At 48.3% G+C, this 14587-nt stretch carries 15 protein-coding genes; 14 read left to right on the forward strand and 1 reads right to left on the reverse strand.

The window, feature by feature from the left end:
* Nucleotides 1–14: 14 nt before the first annotated feature.
* On the forward strand, nt 15–1319 hold the full coding sequence (locus tag BST96_RS12330) for a sodium ion-translocating decarboxylase subunit beta (RefSeq protein ID WP_085759000.1): 1305 nt from the start codon (nt 15–17) through the stop codon (nt 1317–1319).
* 19 nt (nt 1320–1338) lie between these two features.
* Here the strand turns inward: BST96_RS12330 and BST96_RS20455 are convergent, their stop codons facing one another.
* Nucleotides 1339–1548, reverse strand: coding sequence for a hypothetical protein (locus BST96_RS20455; RefSeq protein ID WP_157117940.1), 210 nt, complete (start codon nt 1546–1548; stop codon nt 1339–1341).
* Nucleotides 1549–1863: 315 nt separating this feature from the next.
* On the opposite strand from BST96_RS20455, the gene gspC reads away from it, so the two are divergent.
* The 13 genes from gspC (at nt 1864) to BST96_RS12395 (ending at nt 14563) form a co-directional block, all read left to right on the forward strand.
* Nucleotides 1864–2823 (forward strand): type II secretion system protein GspC, encoded by a 960-nt coding sequence (gene gspC, locus BST96_RS12335; RefSeq protein ID WP_085759001.1) that lies wholly within the window; start codon nt 1864–1866, stop codon nt 2821–2823.
* Between the two features lie 150 nt (nt 2824–2973).
* Complete coding sequence (gspD, locus tag BST96_RS12340) at nt 2974–5007, forward strand: type II secretion system secretin GspD (RefSeq protein WP_240554943.1); 2034 nt, start codon at nt 2974–2976, stop codon at nt 5005–5007.
* A gap of 31 nt (nt 5008–5038) precedes the next feature.
* Nucleotides 5039–6580, forward strand: coding sequence for a type II secretion system ATPase GspE (gene gspE, locus BST96_RS12345; protein WP_420814583.1), 1542 nt, complete (start codon nt 5039–5041; stop codon nt 6578–6580).
* Nucleotides 6581–6593: 13 nt separating this feature from the next.
* Nucleotides 6594–7820 carry a type II secretion system inner membrane protein GspF gene (gspF, locus tag BST96_RS12350; RefSeq protein ID WP_085759003.1) on the forward strand — a complete coding sequence of 409 codons (1227 nt, stop codon included), beginning with the start codon at nt 6594–6596 and terminating at the stop codon, nt 7818–7820.
* 33 nt (nt 7821–7853) lie between these two features.
* The gene (gene gspG, locus BST96_RS12355) at nt 7854–8312 is read left to right on the forward strand and encodes a type II secretion system major pseudopilin GspG (protein ID WP_085759004.1); all 459 of its coding nucleotides are present in this window, start codon (nt 7854–7856) and stop codon (nt 8310–8312) included.
* The gene (locus BST96_RS12360) at nt 8299–8973 is read left to right on the forward strand and encodes a prepilin-type N-terminal cleavage/methylation domain-containing protein (protein ID WP_085759005.1); all 675 of its coding nucleotides are present in this window, start codon (nt 8299–8301) and stop codon (nt 8971–8973) included. Before gspG ends, BST96_RS12360 begins: the two co-directional genes overlap by 14 nt.
* On the forward strand, nt 8963–9379 hold the full coding sequence (gene gspI / locus BST96_RS12365; protein WP_085759006.1) for a type II secretion system minor pseudopilin GspI: 417 nt from the start codon (nt 8963–8965) through the stop codon (nt 9377–9379). Before BST96_RS12360 ends, gspI begins: the two co-directional genes overlap by 11 nt.
* Before the next feature lie 8 nt (nt 9380–9387).
* Nucleotides 9388–10014 carry a type II secretion system minor pseudopilin GspJ gene (gspJ, locus tag BST96_RS12370; RefSeq protein WP_240554795.1) on the forward strand — a complete coding sequence of 209 codons (627 nt, stop codon included), beginning with the start codon at nt 9388–9390 and terminating at the stop codon, nt 10012–10014.
* Nucleotides 9989–11059: a type II secretion system minor pseudopilin GspK gene (gene gspK / locus BST96_RS12375; RefSeq protein WP_085759008.1), complete on the forward strand. Its 1071-nt coding sequence runs from the start codon at nt 9989–9991 to the stop codon at nt 11057–11059. The genes gspJ and gspK overlap by 26 nt, the downstream gene beginning before the upstream one ends.
* A gap of 30 nt (nt 11060–11089) precedes the next feature.
* Nucleotides 11090–12307 (forward strand): type II secretion system protein GspL, encoded by a 1218-nt coding sequence (gene gspL / locus BST96_RS12380; protein ID WP_169713983.1) that lies wholly within the window; start codon nt 11090–11092, stop codon nt 12305–12307.
* A gap of 4 nt (nt 12308–12311) precedes the next feature.
* Nucleotides 12312–12788, forward strand: a complete 477-nt coding sequence (gene gspM, locus BST96_RS12385) for a type II secretion system protein GspM (RefSeq protein WP_085759010.1) — start codon at nt 12312–12314, stop codon at nt 12786–12788.
* 3 nt (nt 12789–12791) lie between these two features.
* Nucleotides 12792–13574 (forward strand): type II secretion system protein N, encoded by a 783-nt coding sequence (locus tag BST96_RS12390; RefSeq protein ID WP_085759011.1) that lies wholly within the window; start codon nt 12792–12794, stop codon nt 13572–13574.
* Nucleotides 13575–13618: 44 nt separating this feature from the next.
* A complete protein-coding gene (locus BST96_RS12395) occupies nt 13619–14563 on the forward strand; it encodes an FAD:protein FMN transferase (RefSeq protein ID WP_240554796.1) in 945 nt (314 codons plus the stop codon).
* Nucleotides 14564–14587: the final 24 nt, after the last annotated feature.

The raw sequence follows: 14587 nt of genomic DNA on the forward strand, positions 1-14587 counted from the left end.
GGGAATAGAGCTCAATGGATAAGTTATTAGCCCTCTGGTACGACTCGGGTATTTATCAAATGCAGTTCGGCCAGTTTGTCATGATTCTGGTTGGCCTGGTGCTGTTGTATCTGGCAATCAATAAAAAGTTTGAGCCCTTATTGCTGGTGCCGATAGGCTTTGGCGGTATTCTGGCGAATATTCCCGGCGCTGGCCTGGCGTTTTCCGCCGTCGAAAATGCCCTCTATTCTCCCGACCCTGAAGTCCTGCAGGCTATGGCCAATGCCTTGCAGCTAACCGCCTGGGAGACCGGCAAAGATATTTTCCTGGCCTATGAGGCTTCCTCAGCCAGCTTGCATGTTGCCGCCAACCAAACCGCCGCCGATCTGGGTTTTGGCAATGGTATGTTATACAACTTCTATAACGTCGCGATTGCCAGTGGGGTAGCCCCGTTGGTGATTTTTATGGGCGTAGGCTCCATGACCGACTTTGGCCCATTGCTGGCCAATCCCAAAACCCTGCTATTAGGGGCGGCTGCCCAGTTTGGTATTTTTGCGACCGTATTGGGCGCGGTAGGCTTGACGGCTCTGGGGCTGATGGACTTCTCTCTGGCGGATGCTGCCGCTATCGGGATTATCGGTGGTGCTGATGGCCCAACGGCCATCTATGTGGCCAGTTTATTGGCGCCGGATTTGCTCGGTGCTATTGCGGTGGCAGCCTATTCCTATATGGCGCTGGTGCCTATGATCCAGCCTCCGATTATGAAAGCGCTGACCACCGAAGAGGAGCGCAAGATCGAAATGGTGCAATTGCGCCCCATCTCTAAAGTCGAGAAGATCTGCTTCCCCTTAGTGCTATTGATTCTGGTGGCTTTGGTATTGCCCTCGGCGGCTCCCCTATTAGGGATGTTCTGTTTGGGTAACCTGATGCGTGAGTGTGGCGTGGTAGACCGGTTAAGCGATACCACGCAAAATGCCTTAATCAATATCACCACTATCTTTCTGGGCCTATCGGTCGGTTCCAAATTAAGTGCCGATAAATTCCTCGACCTTAATACTCTGGGTATTTTGCTATTGGGCGTTGTGGCCTTTGGCATTGGTACTGCCTGTGGGGTATTGATGGCCAAGCTGATGAATAAACTGTCCAGTACACCTATCAACCCCCTGATTGGTTCGGCGGGGGTCTCTGCGGTGCCAATGGCTGCCAGAGTGTCCAATAAAGTCGGGTTGGATGCTAATCCGCAAAACTTCCTGTTAATGCATGCTATGGGCCCCAATGTGGCGGGGGTTATTGGTTCGGCGGTTGCTGCCGGGGTGATGATCAGTTTGGTCGGTGGCTAGAGTGTCAGTGGCTGGGGAGTTAGTGCTTGTCGGGGCTGCTTAGGTTGCTCCGGCTAAAGTAATTATTGGACGCATAGAAGTCTCCCGCACTGCTGCGTTCCTGATCTCGACGTTCATCCGTTTTACGCCTGCGCTTATGGCTCAAGTCCAATCTTGGGTTTTGACGTTGCTCACTGCCCTTGCGGCGATCCAGGCCAGTACGTCTATTAAAGAAAAATCGGTTACTCATGGCTATTTGTAGCTGATTACAGCTTATCTTTCCTCGGTATTTTGCGGTGTTTGTACTATCTTTACAGTGCAAGCTCACTGTCATCTGTCAGTCATATGACCATGCTAATGTTGAGCCCTGCCGGTAGTGTAGGCAGGGTTGGGTGAGCGCACTTTTTACAAGGGGTAGCAGCAATTCTAGGCCATGATGCAAAGTTTTCCAGTCTGTTGTGAATATGCCACAGACTTAGCGGCCAATGTTGCTGTGATTAGGGTTCCTATCACCTTGTAAGCCCCATATAATGGCTCGCTAACGATAAAAAATTGAGGTGGTAGATTGACAGCAGAGCAGGTGACGGCGCGGGTTGCGATGATAGTGCAACAATTGACAGAAGTGGCAAAATCTCTACCTGTGCAATCCGTGAATAAAGCCGTTTGTGGTGTGCTTATTGTTTGGCTACTCATTACCTTAGGTCAGTTGACCACGGTGTTTATAGCCAGTGACACCATGCCTGTTGAGGCCGCTGACCCGGCAGAGCCTGCTACCTTAAAACCCGCCAGTAAAACCGATATCAGCCAGTTGCAGTCCATTAATCTATTTGGTGTCGCAGGCGCAGTGCCGCTGGCACCGGTTGAGTCGGTACCGGTAGCCGATGAGATGGCATTAAATGCCACCAAAACCAAGTTAAAGCTCAGTTTAGAAGGCATTGTTTACACCCCTGATGACGATGAGTCTCTGGCGGTGATTGTTTACCAAAATAAGCAGGACCAATACTATATCGGCGATAAGCTGCCAGTGGGCAACAAAGTTACCCTGGCCCGGGTTATGGCTGACCATGTCATCCTGGATAACAGTGGCCGCTATGAGTCCCTATGGCTTTACGATGATGAGAAAAAAGCCGCTGGAAAGGGGGCTGCTGCGGTTAGCAGGCCGGCCAGCAAGGCCGTCACTGACAAGCGTAATAATAACGATGCCACCAAACTGGCAACAGGCTACCGTGACCGACTGTATAAAAACCCCAGTTCACTGGCGGAAGTATTGCGTATTTCACCAGCACAAAAAAATGGTCAAATGCTGGGCTATCGTGTGAGTGCCGGGCGTGATCGCAAACAGTTCGCAGCTTTGGGTTTTAAAGCCAATGATATTGTAACCAGTATTAATGGCATTGAATTAGATGAACCTTCCAAGGCATTGCAAATCTATAAATTAATGCGTACAGCCAAAGAGGCCACCTTTGTGGTTGATCGCAATGGTAGCCCTGTTGAGGTGTTGGTTTCTTTGGGTGAAGATCAGTAATAAATAATAACGTCATTGCTGCGCAGGCAGCGGCCCAAAGGGGGCTTACCGATTGGGGTTGGGAATGGCGGAAAAATTTCATAATCAGGTATAGGTTTTATGGTTTTATTTCAATGGGGATTGAAGGCTGCAAGGCGGTCGATAGTGTTGATGGCTTTAGTCGCGAGTGTCAGCTCCGTCGCCAATGCACAGACGGCCAGCGCTACACAGGCTCAGGGCGAGCAGACCTGGACTGTTAACTTTAAAGAAACGGATATTCATGAGTTAATTCGCTTTGTTGCCAAGGCATCGAAAAAGACCATCATTATTGACCCCAAAGTTAAAGGCAAGGTTCAGGTTATTTCAGCGAAACCGGTAACCAGTGCAGAGCTTTATGAATTATTTTTATCCATTCTGGAAGTTCAGGGTTTTGCTGCGGTGGAGTCGGGTAATGTCACGCGGATTATTCCTGCCAAAGATGCCAGAACAGCTCCTGTCGGTGTTCAAACCGGCAGCGACTTGCCGGTCAGCAGCGCCATTGTGACCCAAGTGATCCAATTACAGAATATTTCAGCGGCCAAATTAATTCCGGTGCTGCGCCCATTGGCGCCACAGCAAGCCCATATGGCTGCTTATGCGCCGAGTAATGCGATTATTATTTCTGATACCGCTGCCAATATAAATCGCATTAAGTCCGTGATAAATAGTATTGACCTATCGGCAGTACAAAAAACCGATATCGTGCCACTCGAACATGCGTCTGCTGAAGAAGTGGTGCGTATGTTAGAGCAGTTAAAAAAATCAGAGGCGGCCAAAGGCAAGGCTGAAACTAAAAAATTAGTCTTGGTGGCTGATAAGCGTACCAACAGTGTACTAGTCACCGGCGATGAGCTGGAACGCCAGCGGGTCAAGCTATTAATTGAATATTTGGATACCCCTTTAGCCCAAAGTGGTAATGTCAAAGTTGTCTATCTTGAGTATGCGGTGGCCAAAGACCTGGCTGGTGTGCTGACTAAAGTTGTGCAAAATATGGAGCGGATGAACCAGCAGAATGATGTCAGCAAGGGCAATAAAAAAGCCACGGCGACCATTGAAGCTGATGAAGGTACTAATTCATTAATTGTAACGGCTGAAGCCGATATCATGCAGTCCTTGTTATCGGTGGTCAAGCGCTTGGATATTCGCCGAGCGCAGGTATTGGTTGAAGCGATTATTGTTGAAATGACTGATGATGATGGTCGTGATCTGGGTATCGAATGGCTATTCCTTAACGATAGCGGTGCTTACGGTTCATCCAGTAACCAGGGCTTGGGTGGTGCGATCGCTTCCGCCGCTTTTGAAACCGATGAAAACGGTGACCCGGTTGATTCCCGTGCCGGTATTGCAGAAGTGTTAGGCGGTGCTGCGGGACAGGTGCTTGGTATCGGCCAGCTTGATGATGATCTGAGCTTTAATGTGGTGATCAATGCCTTGCAGGGTAACCGCGAGGCCAATATCCTATCGACACCCTCATTGTTAACGCTGGATAACGAAGAGGCGTCTATCACCGTCGGTGAAAATATTCCCTTTGTGACAGGCTCTTATACGTCTACCGGTAATTCTTCTAATCCCGATAGTCCTTTCCAAACCGTTGAGCGGGAAAATGTCGGGATTACGTTAAAAATTACCCCCCAGATTAATGAGGGCGATTCTCTGGTGCTGGCCATTTCTCAGGAAGTATCCAACGTGATCGAAGGCAGCGCTACGCTAAATAGCAATGTGATTACCAGTGAGCGAAAAATTGATACCAAAGTATTGGCCGACAACGGCCAGATTATTGTGCTCGGTGGTTTGATTGAAGATGATGTCACTGAGCAGGTACAAAAAGTGCCCGTGCTGGGTGATATGCCGATTATCGGTGCTTTGTTTAGAAGTACCTCTACCCGTGTGGGTAAAAAGCATTTGCTGATTTTTATTCGCCCCACCATTGTTCGTGATAAGCGCACGATGGATGAAGCAACCGGCCAGAAGTATAGCTTGATTCGCCAGCAACAATTATTGGAAATCGAAGAAGGCGTTGACCTTGTCGATGACTCAGCTCTACCATTATTACCGCAGTGGCGGGAACAGTTAGAAGAACTGCAAGATATTCAGGATCAAAAAGCTGAAGATGCAGAAGCTGAACCAGCGACAGAATCAGAACAAGCAGAGGCGCAAGCGCAATGATTAAAGCCGATGCATACTACGATGGTCGTTTATGATGGATGATGTTGAAGCCATTATCCAGGATGGAGCGCTAACCACAGAGGAGCTTGAGCCGATAGCTGGTGGCCGCATTCAACAGCTGCCGTTTACCTTTGCGCAAGCCCACGGTGTGCTGTTGCAGTATGAGAATGATAAGCCCCATATTCTTTATCGCAGCGGTTTAAAAGTCGCTACCTTATTGGAGCTGCGTCGAGCGCTGGGTGAACCCTTTACCCATGCCGAATTAGCCGACCAGGTTTTTCAAACCCGGCTCACCCGCGCTTACCAAAAAGATAATAACGAAGCCGTTCAGGTTGCCGAGGATATGGGGGCCGATATTGATCTTACTCGGCTGGCCGATGAAATTCCCGACACAGCTGACTTAATGGATGCTGATGATGATGCGCCGGTTATTCGGTTGATTAATGCGGTTTTATCCCAGGCTGTACGTGAACAGGCTTCGGATATTCATATTGAAACCTTTGAAGATCGGCTTACCGTACGTTTTCGTATCGACGGTATTCTGACTGAAGTGCTTTCGCCAAAACGTATGTTGGCGCCGCTATTGGTATCGCGGTTAAAGGTGATGGCGAAACTGGATATTGCTGAAAAGCGTGTACCGCAGGATGGTCGTATCTCTATTCGTTTAGCGGGCCATGCGGTGGATATTCGTGTGTCTACCATTCCCTCGGCCCATGGTGAGCGAGTGGTACTGCGACTGTTAGATAAGCAGGCCGGGCAGTTGCACCTTGATCAATTGAATATGAACGAGCAGGCCCACGAAGGCTATACCAAAGCACTGCATACGCCCCACGGTATTATTTTAGTGACCGGCCCAACGGGTTCCGGTAAAACCACAACGCTCTATGCGGGCTTGACCCATATTAATCAAAGCAGCCGTAATATTTTAACTATTGAAGACCCGGTGGAATATTTACTGCCAGGTATTGGCCAGACGCAAGTGAATTCCAAAGTTGATATGACATTTGCGAGAGGCTTGCGTGCCATCTTACGGCAGGATCCCGACGTGGTGATGGTGGGAGAGATTCGTGATACCGAAACGGCAGAAATTGCAGTGCAAGCGAGTTTAACGGGCCACTTGGTTTTATCCACGTTGCACACCAATACCGCAGTGGGCGCAATAACTCGCTTGCAAGATATGGGGGTTGAACCGTTCTTACTCTCCTCAAGTATTATTGGTGTTTTAGCCCAGCGCTTGGTGAGGGTGTTATGCGAACACTGTAAAGAGGGTCATCCTGCCAGTGAGGGCGAGCTAGCTGTGTTAGGCATCAGCAACCCTACGGAAGACATCACTATTTACCGTGCCACGGGTTGTGATCACTGTAACCAGGGCGGCTACAAAGGTCGTACCGGTATTTATGAAATGATTGAGATCGATGATGAGTTACGCACCATGATTCATGAGGGGGCTGGTGAACAGGAAATGCTGACAGAGGCGCGCAAACGTGCCGGTGGTATTTTAGATGATGGCCGGCGCCGGATTTTGGCGGGTGAAACCACGATTGAAGAGGTGTTGCGGGTAACCGCAGCCTAAGGCTGGTAAAGCGATGTCGGCATTCAGTTATAAAGCGTTAGACAGCAATGGCAAAATGGTCAAAGGGGTTATTGAGGGAGACTCAGAACGCCAGGTCAGAAGCCAGCTGCGCTTGCAGCAATTAAAACCGGTTGCTGTTGCCGAGTCCGCAGAAAAAATTACCAAGCCTCGCAAAGGTTTTAATCTGGAGGGTTTATTTAAGCCCCGTATCAGTCAGGCCGATTTATGTTTGATTACCCGGCAAATGGCTACGCTGGTCCAATCCAATATGCCTTTGGATGAAGTGTTGACGGCTACAGCGCAGCAAGCAAGAAAACCCCGTATTAAAAGTTTGATGTTGCAGGTGCGTGCCCGTGTTCTGGAAGGTCATAGTCTGGCCTATGCACTGGGCGATTTCCCGCAGATATTTAATGAGATGTATTGCTCCATGGTTAAAGCGGGTGAAACAGCAGGCTTTTTAGGCACCGTACTTGAGCAGTTAGCCGACTATACAGAAAACAGTCAGCATACGGCGCAGAAATTAAAAGGGGCTATGATCTACCCGATTATTCTTACCTTGTTATCGGTAGCGGTTATCGGTGTGCTGATGATTTTTGTGGTGCCTGATCTGGTCGGCATGTTTAATCATACCAAACAGGAATTGCCTGCCTTAACCAAAATGGTTATCGCCACCAGTGATTTTTTTGCGGAAAAATGGTGGACACTTATTGTTGGCTTGGTGTTGGTGCTGGTCGGCTGGCAGCAACTATTAAAAAGCCCGGAGCGTCGTAAAGTGTGGCATCAACTGGTGCTAAAGCTGCCGTTTATTTCCGGCTTTGTGGTGGCGATGGATACCGCTCGTTTTGCCTCGACATTAAGTATATTAACCAGCAGTGGTGTGCCGCTGTTAGATGGTTTGCGGATAGCGGGAGAAGTCCTGACCAACTTGCGTTTGCGAGAAGCGAGCAAAGAAGTCGCCATTACCGTGCAGGAAGGTGGCAGTTTGCACCGTGCACTGGATCAGGCGGAAGTGTTCCCACCCATGATGGTGCATATGGTTGCCAGTGGTGAAGCCAGTGGTGAATTGGAAAATATGTTGGCGCGCTCGGCTTTAACCCAGCAGCGTGAGTTAGATATGAGCCTGGATAATTTAATGGGCGTGTTTGAACCGATGATGATTCTGGTAATGGCAGCGGTGGTCTGCACGATTGTGTTTTCCATCTTAATGCCCATTATCCAAATGAATAATTTAGTGGCTTAGTACTGAGCTTTAACAAATTGATAGGAACCAGTGATGAAGAAACAGTATCGTAAACAAGCAGGCTTTAGTTTAATCGAAATAATGGTGGTCTTGGTTATTATCGGTTTATTAGTCAGCATCGTTGCCCCCAATGTATTAGATCAGGCCGATGATGCTCGGGTACAAAAAGTACAGGCAGACTTTAGCGCTATTGATACCGCCCTTAGCATGTATCGCTTGAATAATTTTACTTACCCAACCAGTGAGCAGGGTTTAGAAGCACTGGTAGAAAAGCCAACTATTGATCCTATCCCCAGTAATTGGAAAAAAGGTGGCTACCTGAAAGACCTGCCGCTGGATCCCTGGGGTCGCCCTTATTTATATTTAAGCCCCGCGGAATTTAGCGAAGATGATTATGACCTCTATAGCCTGGGTGCCGATGGCGTGACCGGTGGTGAAGATCAAAATGCTGATATCGGCAGCTGGATGAAAAAAGGCGGTGAAGACGAGTAAGTTGACTAACGCTTATGCTCGGCAGATATCGGCCCGCGGTTTTAGTCTGATCGAGTTGCTGGTTGTTCTGTTAATTATTGGCCTGGGTTTTAGCTTTGCCAATTTTAATGTGGGAGGCAATGACAGCTATCGCTTATTAGCCGAGGCAAAGCAATTTGCCAATAGCTCGGCGCTGATTGCTGAAGAGGCAATTCTGAGTAATCAGCAGTGGGGAGTGGATATTTACCGCCAGCCCAGCGATGACAATGATGGCTATAATTTGGAGCAGTTTGGTTACCGCTGGTTGGTTCGGAATAAAGAGGGCGATTGGGAGTTAGCCAATAGCAGTAATGATAAAGTCGACTTTTTATTTTCACCGGGTATTGGTGTCAGGCTGGAGCTTGAGGGCTCTGCAGAAGAGGTGGAAATTTTATTTAAGCGGGTAGTAAAAGAACGCACTAGTGTCTTTGATCAGCAGGAAAGTATCACCGAGCAACTCAGCGATACTGAAGAGGAACAGCAAGAGCCTTTGCTACCCGCTTTATGGTTGTTATCCAGTGGTGAAATCAGCGCCTTTAGTATGGTGTTATATGATGCTACAAACCCGGACAACCAGGTTGAAATCAAGGGTGATGAACTGGGTCGAATTACCGTAGTGACAGGATTAGAGGATGAAGAATAAAGCCTCGGGCAAGCCACAGCATCGACAATCAGGTTTTACCCTGGTTGAAGTTATGGTTGCGCTGATGATTGTAGCGGTGGCTATTTCATCGCTGCTATTTCAAATGATGAGTACCATTAACAATACCGCTTATCTACGTGAGCAAACCATTGCCCATTGGGTCGCTTTAAATCAGCTAGAACTGGTTTATCTGGAAAACAGAAATAGCAACCAGCTACTAAGCAGCGAACGCTCAGGGACAGAAGAGATGGCGGGTAAAGAGTGGTTCTGGCGTATTAAGCCGGTCAAAACCGATAATGCTGACTTTGCCCAGTTGGTGGTCTCTGTTTATGCCGACGAGGATGACCAGGAGTCATCGATTGTTAGCGTCACCGGTTTAATCGACCGTTTTCATCGGCCGCTATGAAGACGGTTTTGAATCGCAATACGCAGGCTTTTGGCTTCACGTTAATTGAAGTGATGCTAGCGATGTTGATTACCGCCTTTGTGGCGATGCTGGCTTATAGTGGCTTAAGCACCTCGATTATTGCTGCGGAAGGTCATGAAGAACAGGCGCAACAGATTGCTGCTATTCAGTTGCCACTGACCGTATTAGAACGAGATATTCGCAATGCGGTCGCGCGGTCGATTAACAATGAATACGATGATGTTGAGGGCGCGATGGTCGGGGGCACTTTTAGTGATTACCCCCTAACGTTAACCCGCAGGGGGTGGCATAACCCTCGAGGCCTGGCACGTGGTGAATTGCAGCGTGTTCGATATATGCTTGAGGATAATGAACTTTGGCGAGAGAGTTGGTCGGTGCTGGATCGCAATTCTGAGTACGACGGCCAGCAGCGCACCCTATTATTAAAAGGGGTGGATAATCTGGAGATCGCCTTTTTAAATGCCGGTTCCGCCGGCGCCTCTTCCAGTTCCTTAGGGGGGGAGTGGGTCGACAGCTGGGAGGATAATGAACGTTTACCTCTGGCGATTGATATAAAATTTGAGTTAGAGAATTTTGGTGAGGTGAGACGTGTCTTCAGTATCACATCACCTTGAGAATCAGCCTCTGGCTAAACAGCAGGGGGCCGCGTTAATTCTCGCGCTAGTGGTATTGGTTATGGTGACCTTATTGGCCACCACCCTGAAAAGCGATTTTCTGGTCACCCTGAAACGGGTAGAAAATCAATTGCTTGGTAAACAGGCTTTTGCCTATATGTCTGGTGCGGAAGGTATTGCCAGAGAAGTGTTGCAGACTGATTTGTCGACGGGCCCTAATAAGGACCACCGCAGTGAAGGCTGGTTATTCAACACGATTGAGTACCCCACTGAATGGGGCGCGATAGCAGGTACAGTCTGTGATTTACAGGGGCGGTTTAATCTCAATAGTTTATTGGGTAATCCGGTTAAAGGCGCTCGTTTTAGTCCTGGCCAGGAAATATTTATTCGCTTATTACAGAGCTTGGAATTAGACGCTCCTATTGACCAGTCACAGGCAGAATCTATCACCAGTGCTGTCTCCGACTGGATTGACCCGGACAGCGATAGCCGGCCAGAGGGGGGGGCAGAAAATGGTTATTATGCGGATTTGGACGTTCCCTATAAGGCGGCTAACAGGCCCTTTCATAGTGTTTCTGAGTTGCGTTGGATAAAAGGTATAACGCCAGAACTCTATCGGGCACTGCAGCCTTATGTGGTGGCTTTAGACAGCGGTGCACAGCTGAATGTGAATACGGTTGATCTGGTTGTTATGCGGGCGATTAATGCTACCGGTGTGCGCCAGCCTTTATCCGTCTCGGAAGCTGAATCTTTAATAGAACAGCGGGACGGTGATATTACGGCTGAACTGAGCCAGCAGAATACCGGCTATGACTCGGTGGATGATTTTAAGGCCAGACATACAGTGTCCCCGCTGGATAGCAGTGATTTAACAGTGAAGAGTAACTATTTTTTATTAAAAATAGATACCATCTTTTTAGATAGAGAGTTTACTTTGTACAGCGTATTACATCGCAGTGACAGCGGTGTGATTAAAACGATCGCCAGAGGCCAGTCGGGCTTTGGTGAATGTGTCGCTAATCAAAATAGCGAAACAGAACAATAATTGACGATTGATAACAGGCGAGAGCAAAACGTGACCTCGACAATAGTAATAAAACAATGCGGCATCGATAACTACGAGTGGCTGGCTGCTGGCAAAGCGGCGCTACCGGCACCACAGCTAGTGGTCGGTGACGGCGAACGCCTGGCAGCACAATGCGCACAGGCTGGTCGTGTCGTGTTGTTAGCCCGCGCGGAAAATATCGCCTTAAAAACCATGCCTTTTGAAAAGCATGAGCGAAAATTATTACGCCAGACTATTCCCTATGCTTTAGAAGATGATTGCGTCAATGATATTGAAGAGCAGCATATTGCCTTAGGGGATATCACCGCCAACACGGTTGCCCTTGCTATGATTAAGCGGGAGCAACTGGATCAGTATTTAGCAAAGGCCCTGCCGCCGGAGGTTGACGTTCATCAGTTGGTGTCTGAATTGTTATTGATTCCGCTGCATGAGAATCGTTGGAGTATTATGGTCGACGATGATCGTTGGCTGGTGCGTTCGGCAGACTATGACGGTTTTGCTCTGGAGGCCGATGTGGCACCCTTTGCCTTGCAATTAATGTTGGATGAGGCTGAGCAATTACCCGATCAGATCAGTATTTACTGTGACCAGGAGCAACAGTCCGCCATCAATGCCAAGCTGCCTGAGTTATTGCGAGGCATTGCCGATTGGCAATATAAAGATTACTGGTCCGTTTTGGCTGAAGGCTTAAGCCAGCAAGCAGCCAAGCCCACACTGATTAATTTATTACAGGGCGATTATGCCCCCAGCCTGCCCTGGAAGAAATGGTGGCAAACCTGGAAGGTGGCGGCCCTGTTATTAATCACTGCCGTCGTTTTTCAGTTGGTAGTCACCTACACTCAGCTATCTGTCTTGGAAAAAAATAATCTGGCCCTCAGGGCAGAGATAGAACAAGCCTATCGTTCAGCCGTGCCCCGTGGAGCAGTGATGGACCCTGAACGTCAATTGCGCCGTAAAGTCGGTGCGATGAAAGGGGCTTCCGGTGAGGGCTTTGTTTCAATGCTCAGTCAAATTGGCCCAGTGCTAAATGCCGTGAATGGCTTAAGTTTGCAAAGCTTAAACTATAACGAAAAACAGTCTGAAGTACGGATGACTATTCTCGCGCCCCGGTTTAATGATGTGGAAACTGCGCGAGCCAACCTGGAAAAACTGGGTTTAAAAGCCGAGTTAACCGGCAGTAATGCCGAGGGTGACAAAACCCGTGCCAGATTAAGAGTAAGAGGTTAAGGCGATGCAGCAATGGTTCAATAATTTACGTCGGCAAGAGCAGTTGATCTTATTGTTTGGCTCTTTTGTGGTGTTGGCTTACTTATTGTTTGTGGTGATTCTATCGCCAATGTCAGATTCAGTGAGCAGTCTGCAACAACAAAATACGCAGGCCGCGGAAAGTTTGGTGGCGGTGAAGGCGTTGGCTAAAGAATATAAATCACTGCAAAAATCTGGCGCGGGAAAAAGCGGCGCCAAACAAAATCTCACACGCTTAATTGATGCAACTGTTAAAAGTAATCAGTTAACCATGAGCCGCTTCCAGCCTTCTTCATCCGGTGATGTACAGGTGCGGTTTGAGAATGCGGTATTTAACGATATTGTTGCCTGGATTAGCCTGCTGGAAAATGATCATGGTGTAATGGTGAAGGACCTTTCCATTAATAACGGTGCGGCAACCGGTTTAGTGAATGTCTCTGTGCGTTTGCGGCAAGGTGCTTAAACGGTGAAAGCGATATTAGTAGCCATTGTCCTGCTCGTGCTGGTCGGTGTTGTGGCGATAGCTAACGCGCCCGCTTCACTCGTGCCAATGGCATTGGCGGAAGCAGAAAAGCGCCAGCTGCTAGCGCCTAATGCGCCGGCTATTAGTCTGGTCAATCTAGAGGGCACCGTGTGGGACGGGCAGGCTAATGAAACTGTGATCACTGTGGCGGGTGAGCCCTTACATCTTGGAGTACTTCGTTGGCAGTTAGACCCTTTATCCCTGCTGGATAGTAGCCCGGTTATTCATGTGCAAACCCAAGCTTCTGAACACGCAGTGCAAGCGACAGTGATTGCTAAGGCCAACGGTGATATAAGGATTAATGATATTGAAGGGCGAATGCCTATTAGTTTGCTGGAGCCCTGGCTACCGATGTTGGTCAAAGGCGATATTAGTTTTGTGTTTGATCATATTACCGTTAACCCCAAACAATTACTGGCTATTGATGGTGTCGTCAATGTGGAATATGTTGATTGGTTAGGCGGTGATTATGCTATGCCCTTAGGCAGCTATATGGCGCAAATTTCATTACAGGATAATAATATTCATATGGATATTAATGATTTTAGTGCCAGCCTGGGGATGAATGGTTTATTAACGGTTAATCCACTCAGCGGTGCTTATCAATTTGATGCCACTTTGCAGGCAAGGCCTGGCTTGGCTCCGGAGGTTGCCGAATCCATTGCCTGGTTTGGCAAGCGCAATAATCAGGGCGATATTATCTTAAAGCAGCGGGGCCGGTTTTAAACGTGCTTGCGCCTATCGCTAGCTCGGTTCTGTTTAGCGTTTTATTGTTACTATTCAATAACAGTGCCTATGCGCAATGGCATAATCTGGCCGAAGATATCATGGGTACCCGTGTCAGTGTAGAGCTCTGGCATAAGGATCAGCTACAGGCGGATCAAGCCATGGCAGCGGTGATGGCGGTGATGCATCAAGTCAATGCCAGTATGAGTCCCTATCTTGAAAGCAGCGAGTTGTATCAACTCAATGCCCACGCTGCACAAACGCCTGTAGTGGTTTCAGCAGACCTTTTTTCACTGCTACAAAAGTCTCTGTATTATTCTAAAATCAGTGACGGAAAATTTGATATCAGCTTTGCCTCCGTTGGGCGGTTTTATAATTACCGCAAGTCGCTTGCCCCCAGTGAGCGTGAACGACTGGATAATTTACCCGCTATTAACTATCGACAAATACAACTTAATTCAGCCCAGTCCAGCGTTCGCTTTTTACATCCGCAGCTTAAAATTGATTTGGGGGGCATTGCCAAGGGTTATGCCGTCGATCGTGCCATTGCGCTCTTAGAGCAGCGTGGTATAGCTTCTGCTATTGTCAGTGCCGGTGGCGATAGTCGTATTCTGGGTGACCGTCGCGGTACTCCCTGGGTGATGGGGATTCGTCACCCCCGCAAAGCAGAGCAGTATGCTGTTCGTATCCCCTTGATCAATTCAGCGATTTCTACCTCGGGTGATTATGAGCGTTTTTTTATCAAAGACGAACAACGGGTGCATCATATTATTAACCCCGCCACAGGCAAGTCAGTCTCCAGTGTGCAAAGTGTGAGTATTTTAGCGCCATTGGCGGTCGATAGTGATGCCTTGTCCACCACGGTGTTTGTTTTAGGTATTGAGCAGGGTTTGGCTTTGGTCAATAACATGCCGGGGATTGATGCGATTATTATCGCAGCGGACGGGCGTTTACATTATTCTGATGAACTATTACGTGCGCAACCATAACGATAGAGTTTATCAGAGCTCAGT

This window comes from Oceanicoccus sagamiensis (genome assembly GCF_002117105.1).
GTDB lineage: Bacteria > Pseudomonadota > Gammaproteobacteria > Pseudomonadales > Dasaniaceae > Oceanicoccus > Oceanicoccus sagamiensis.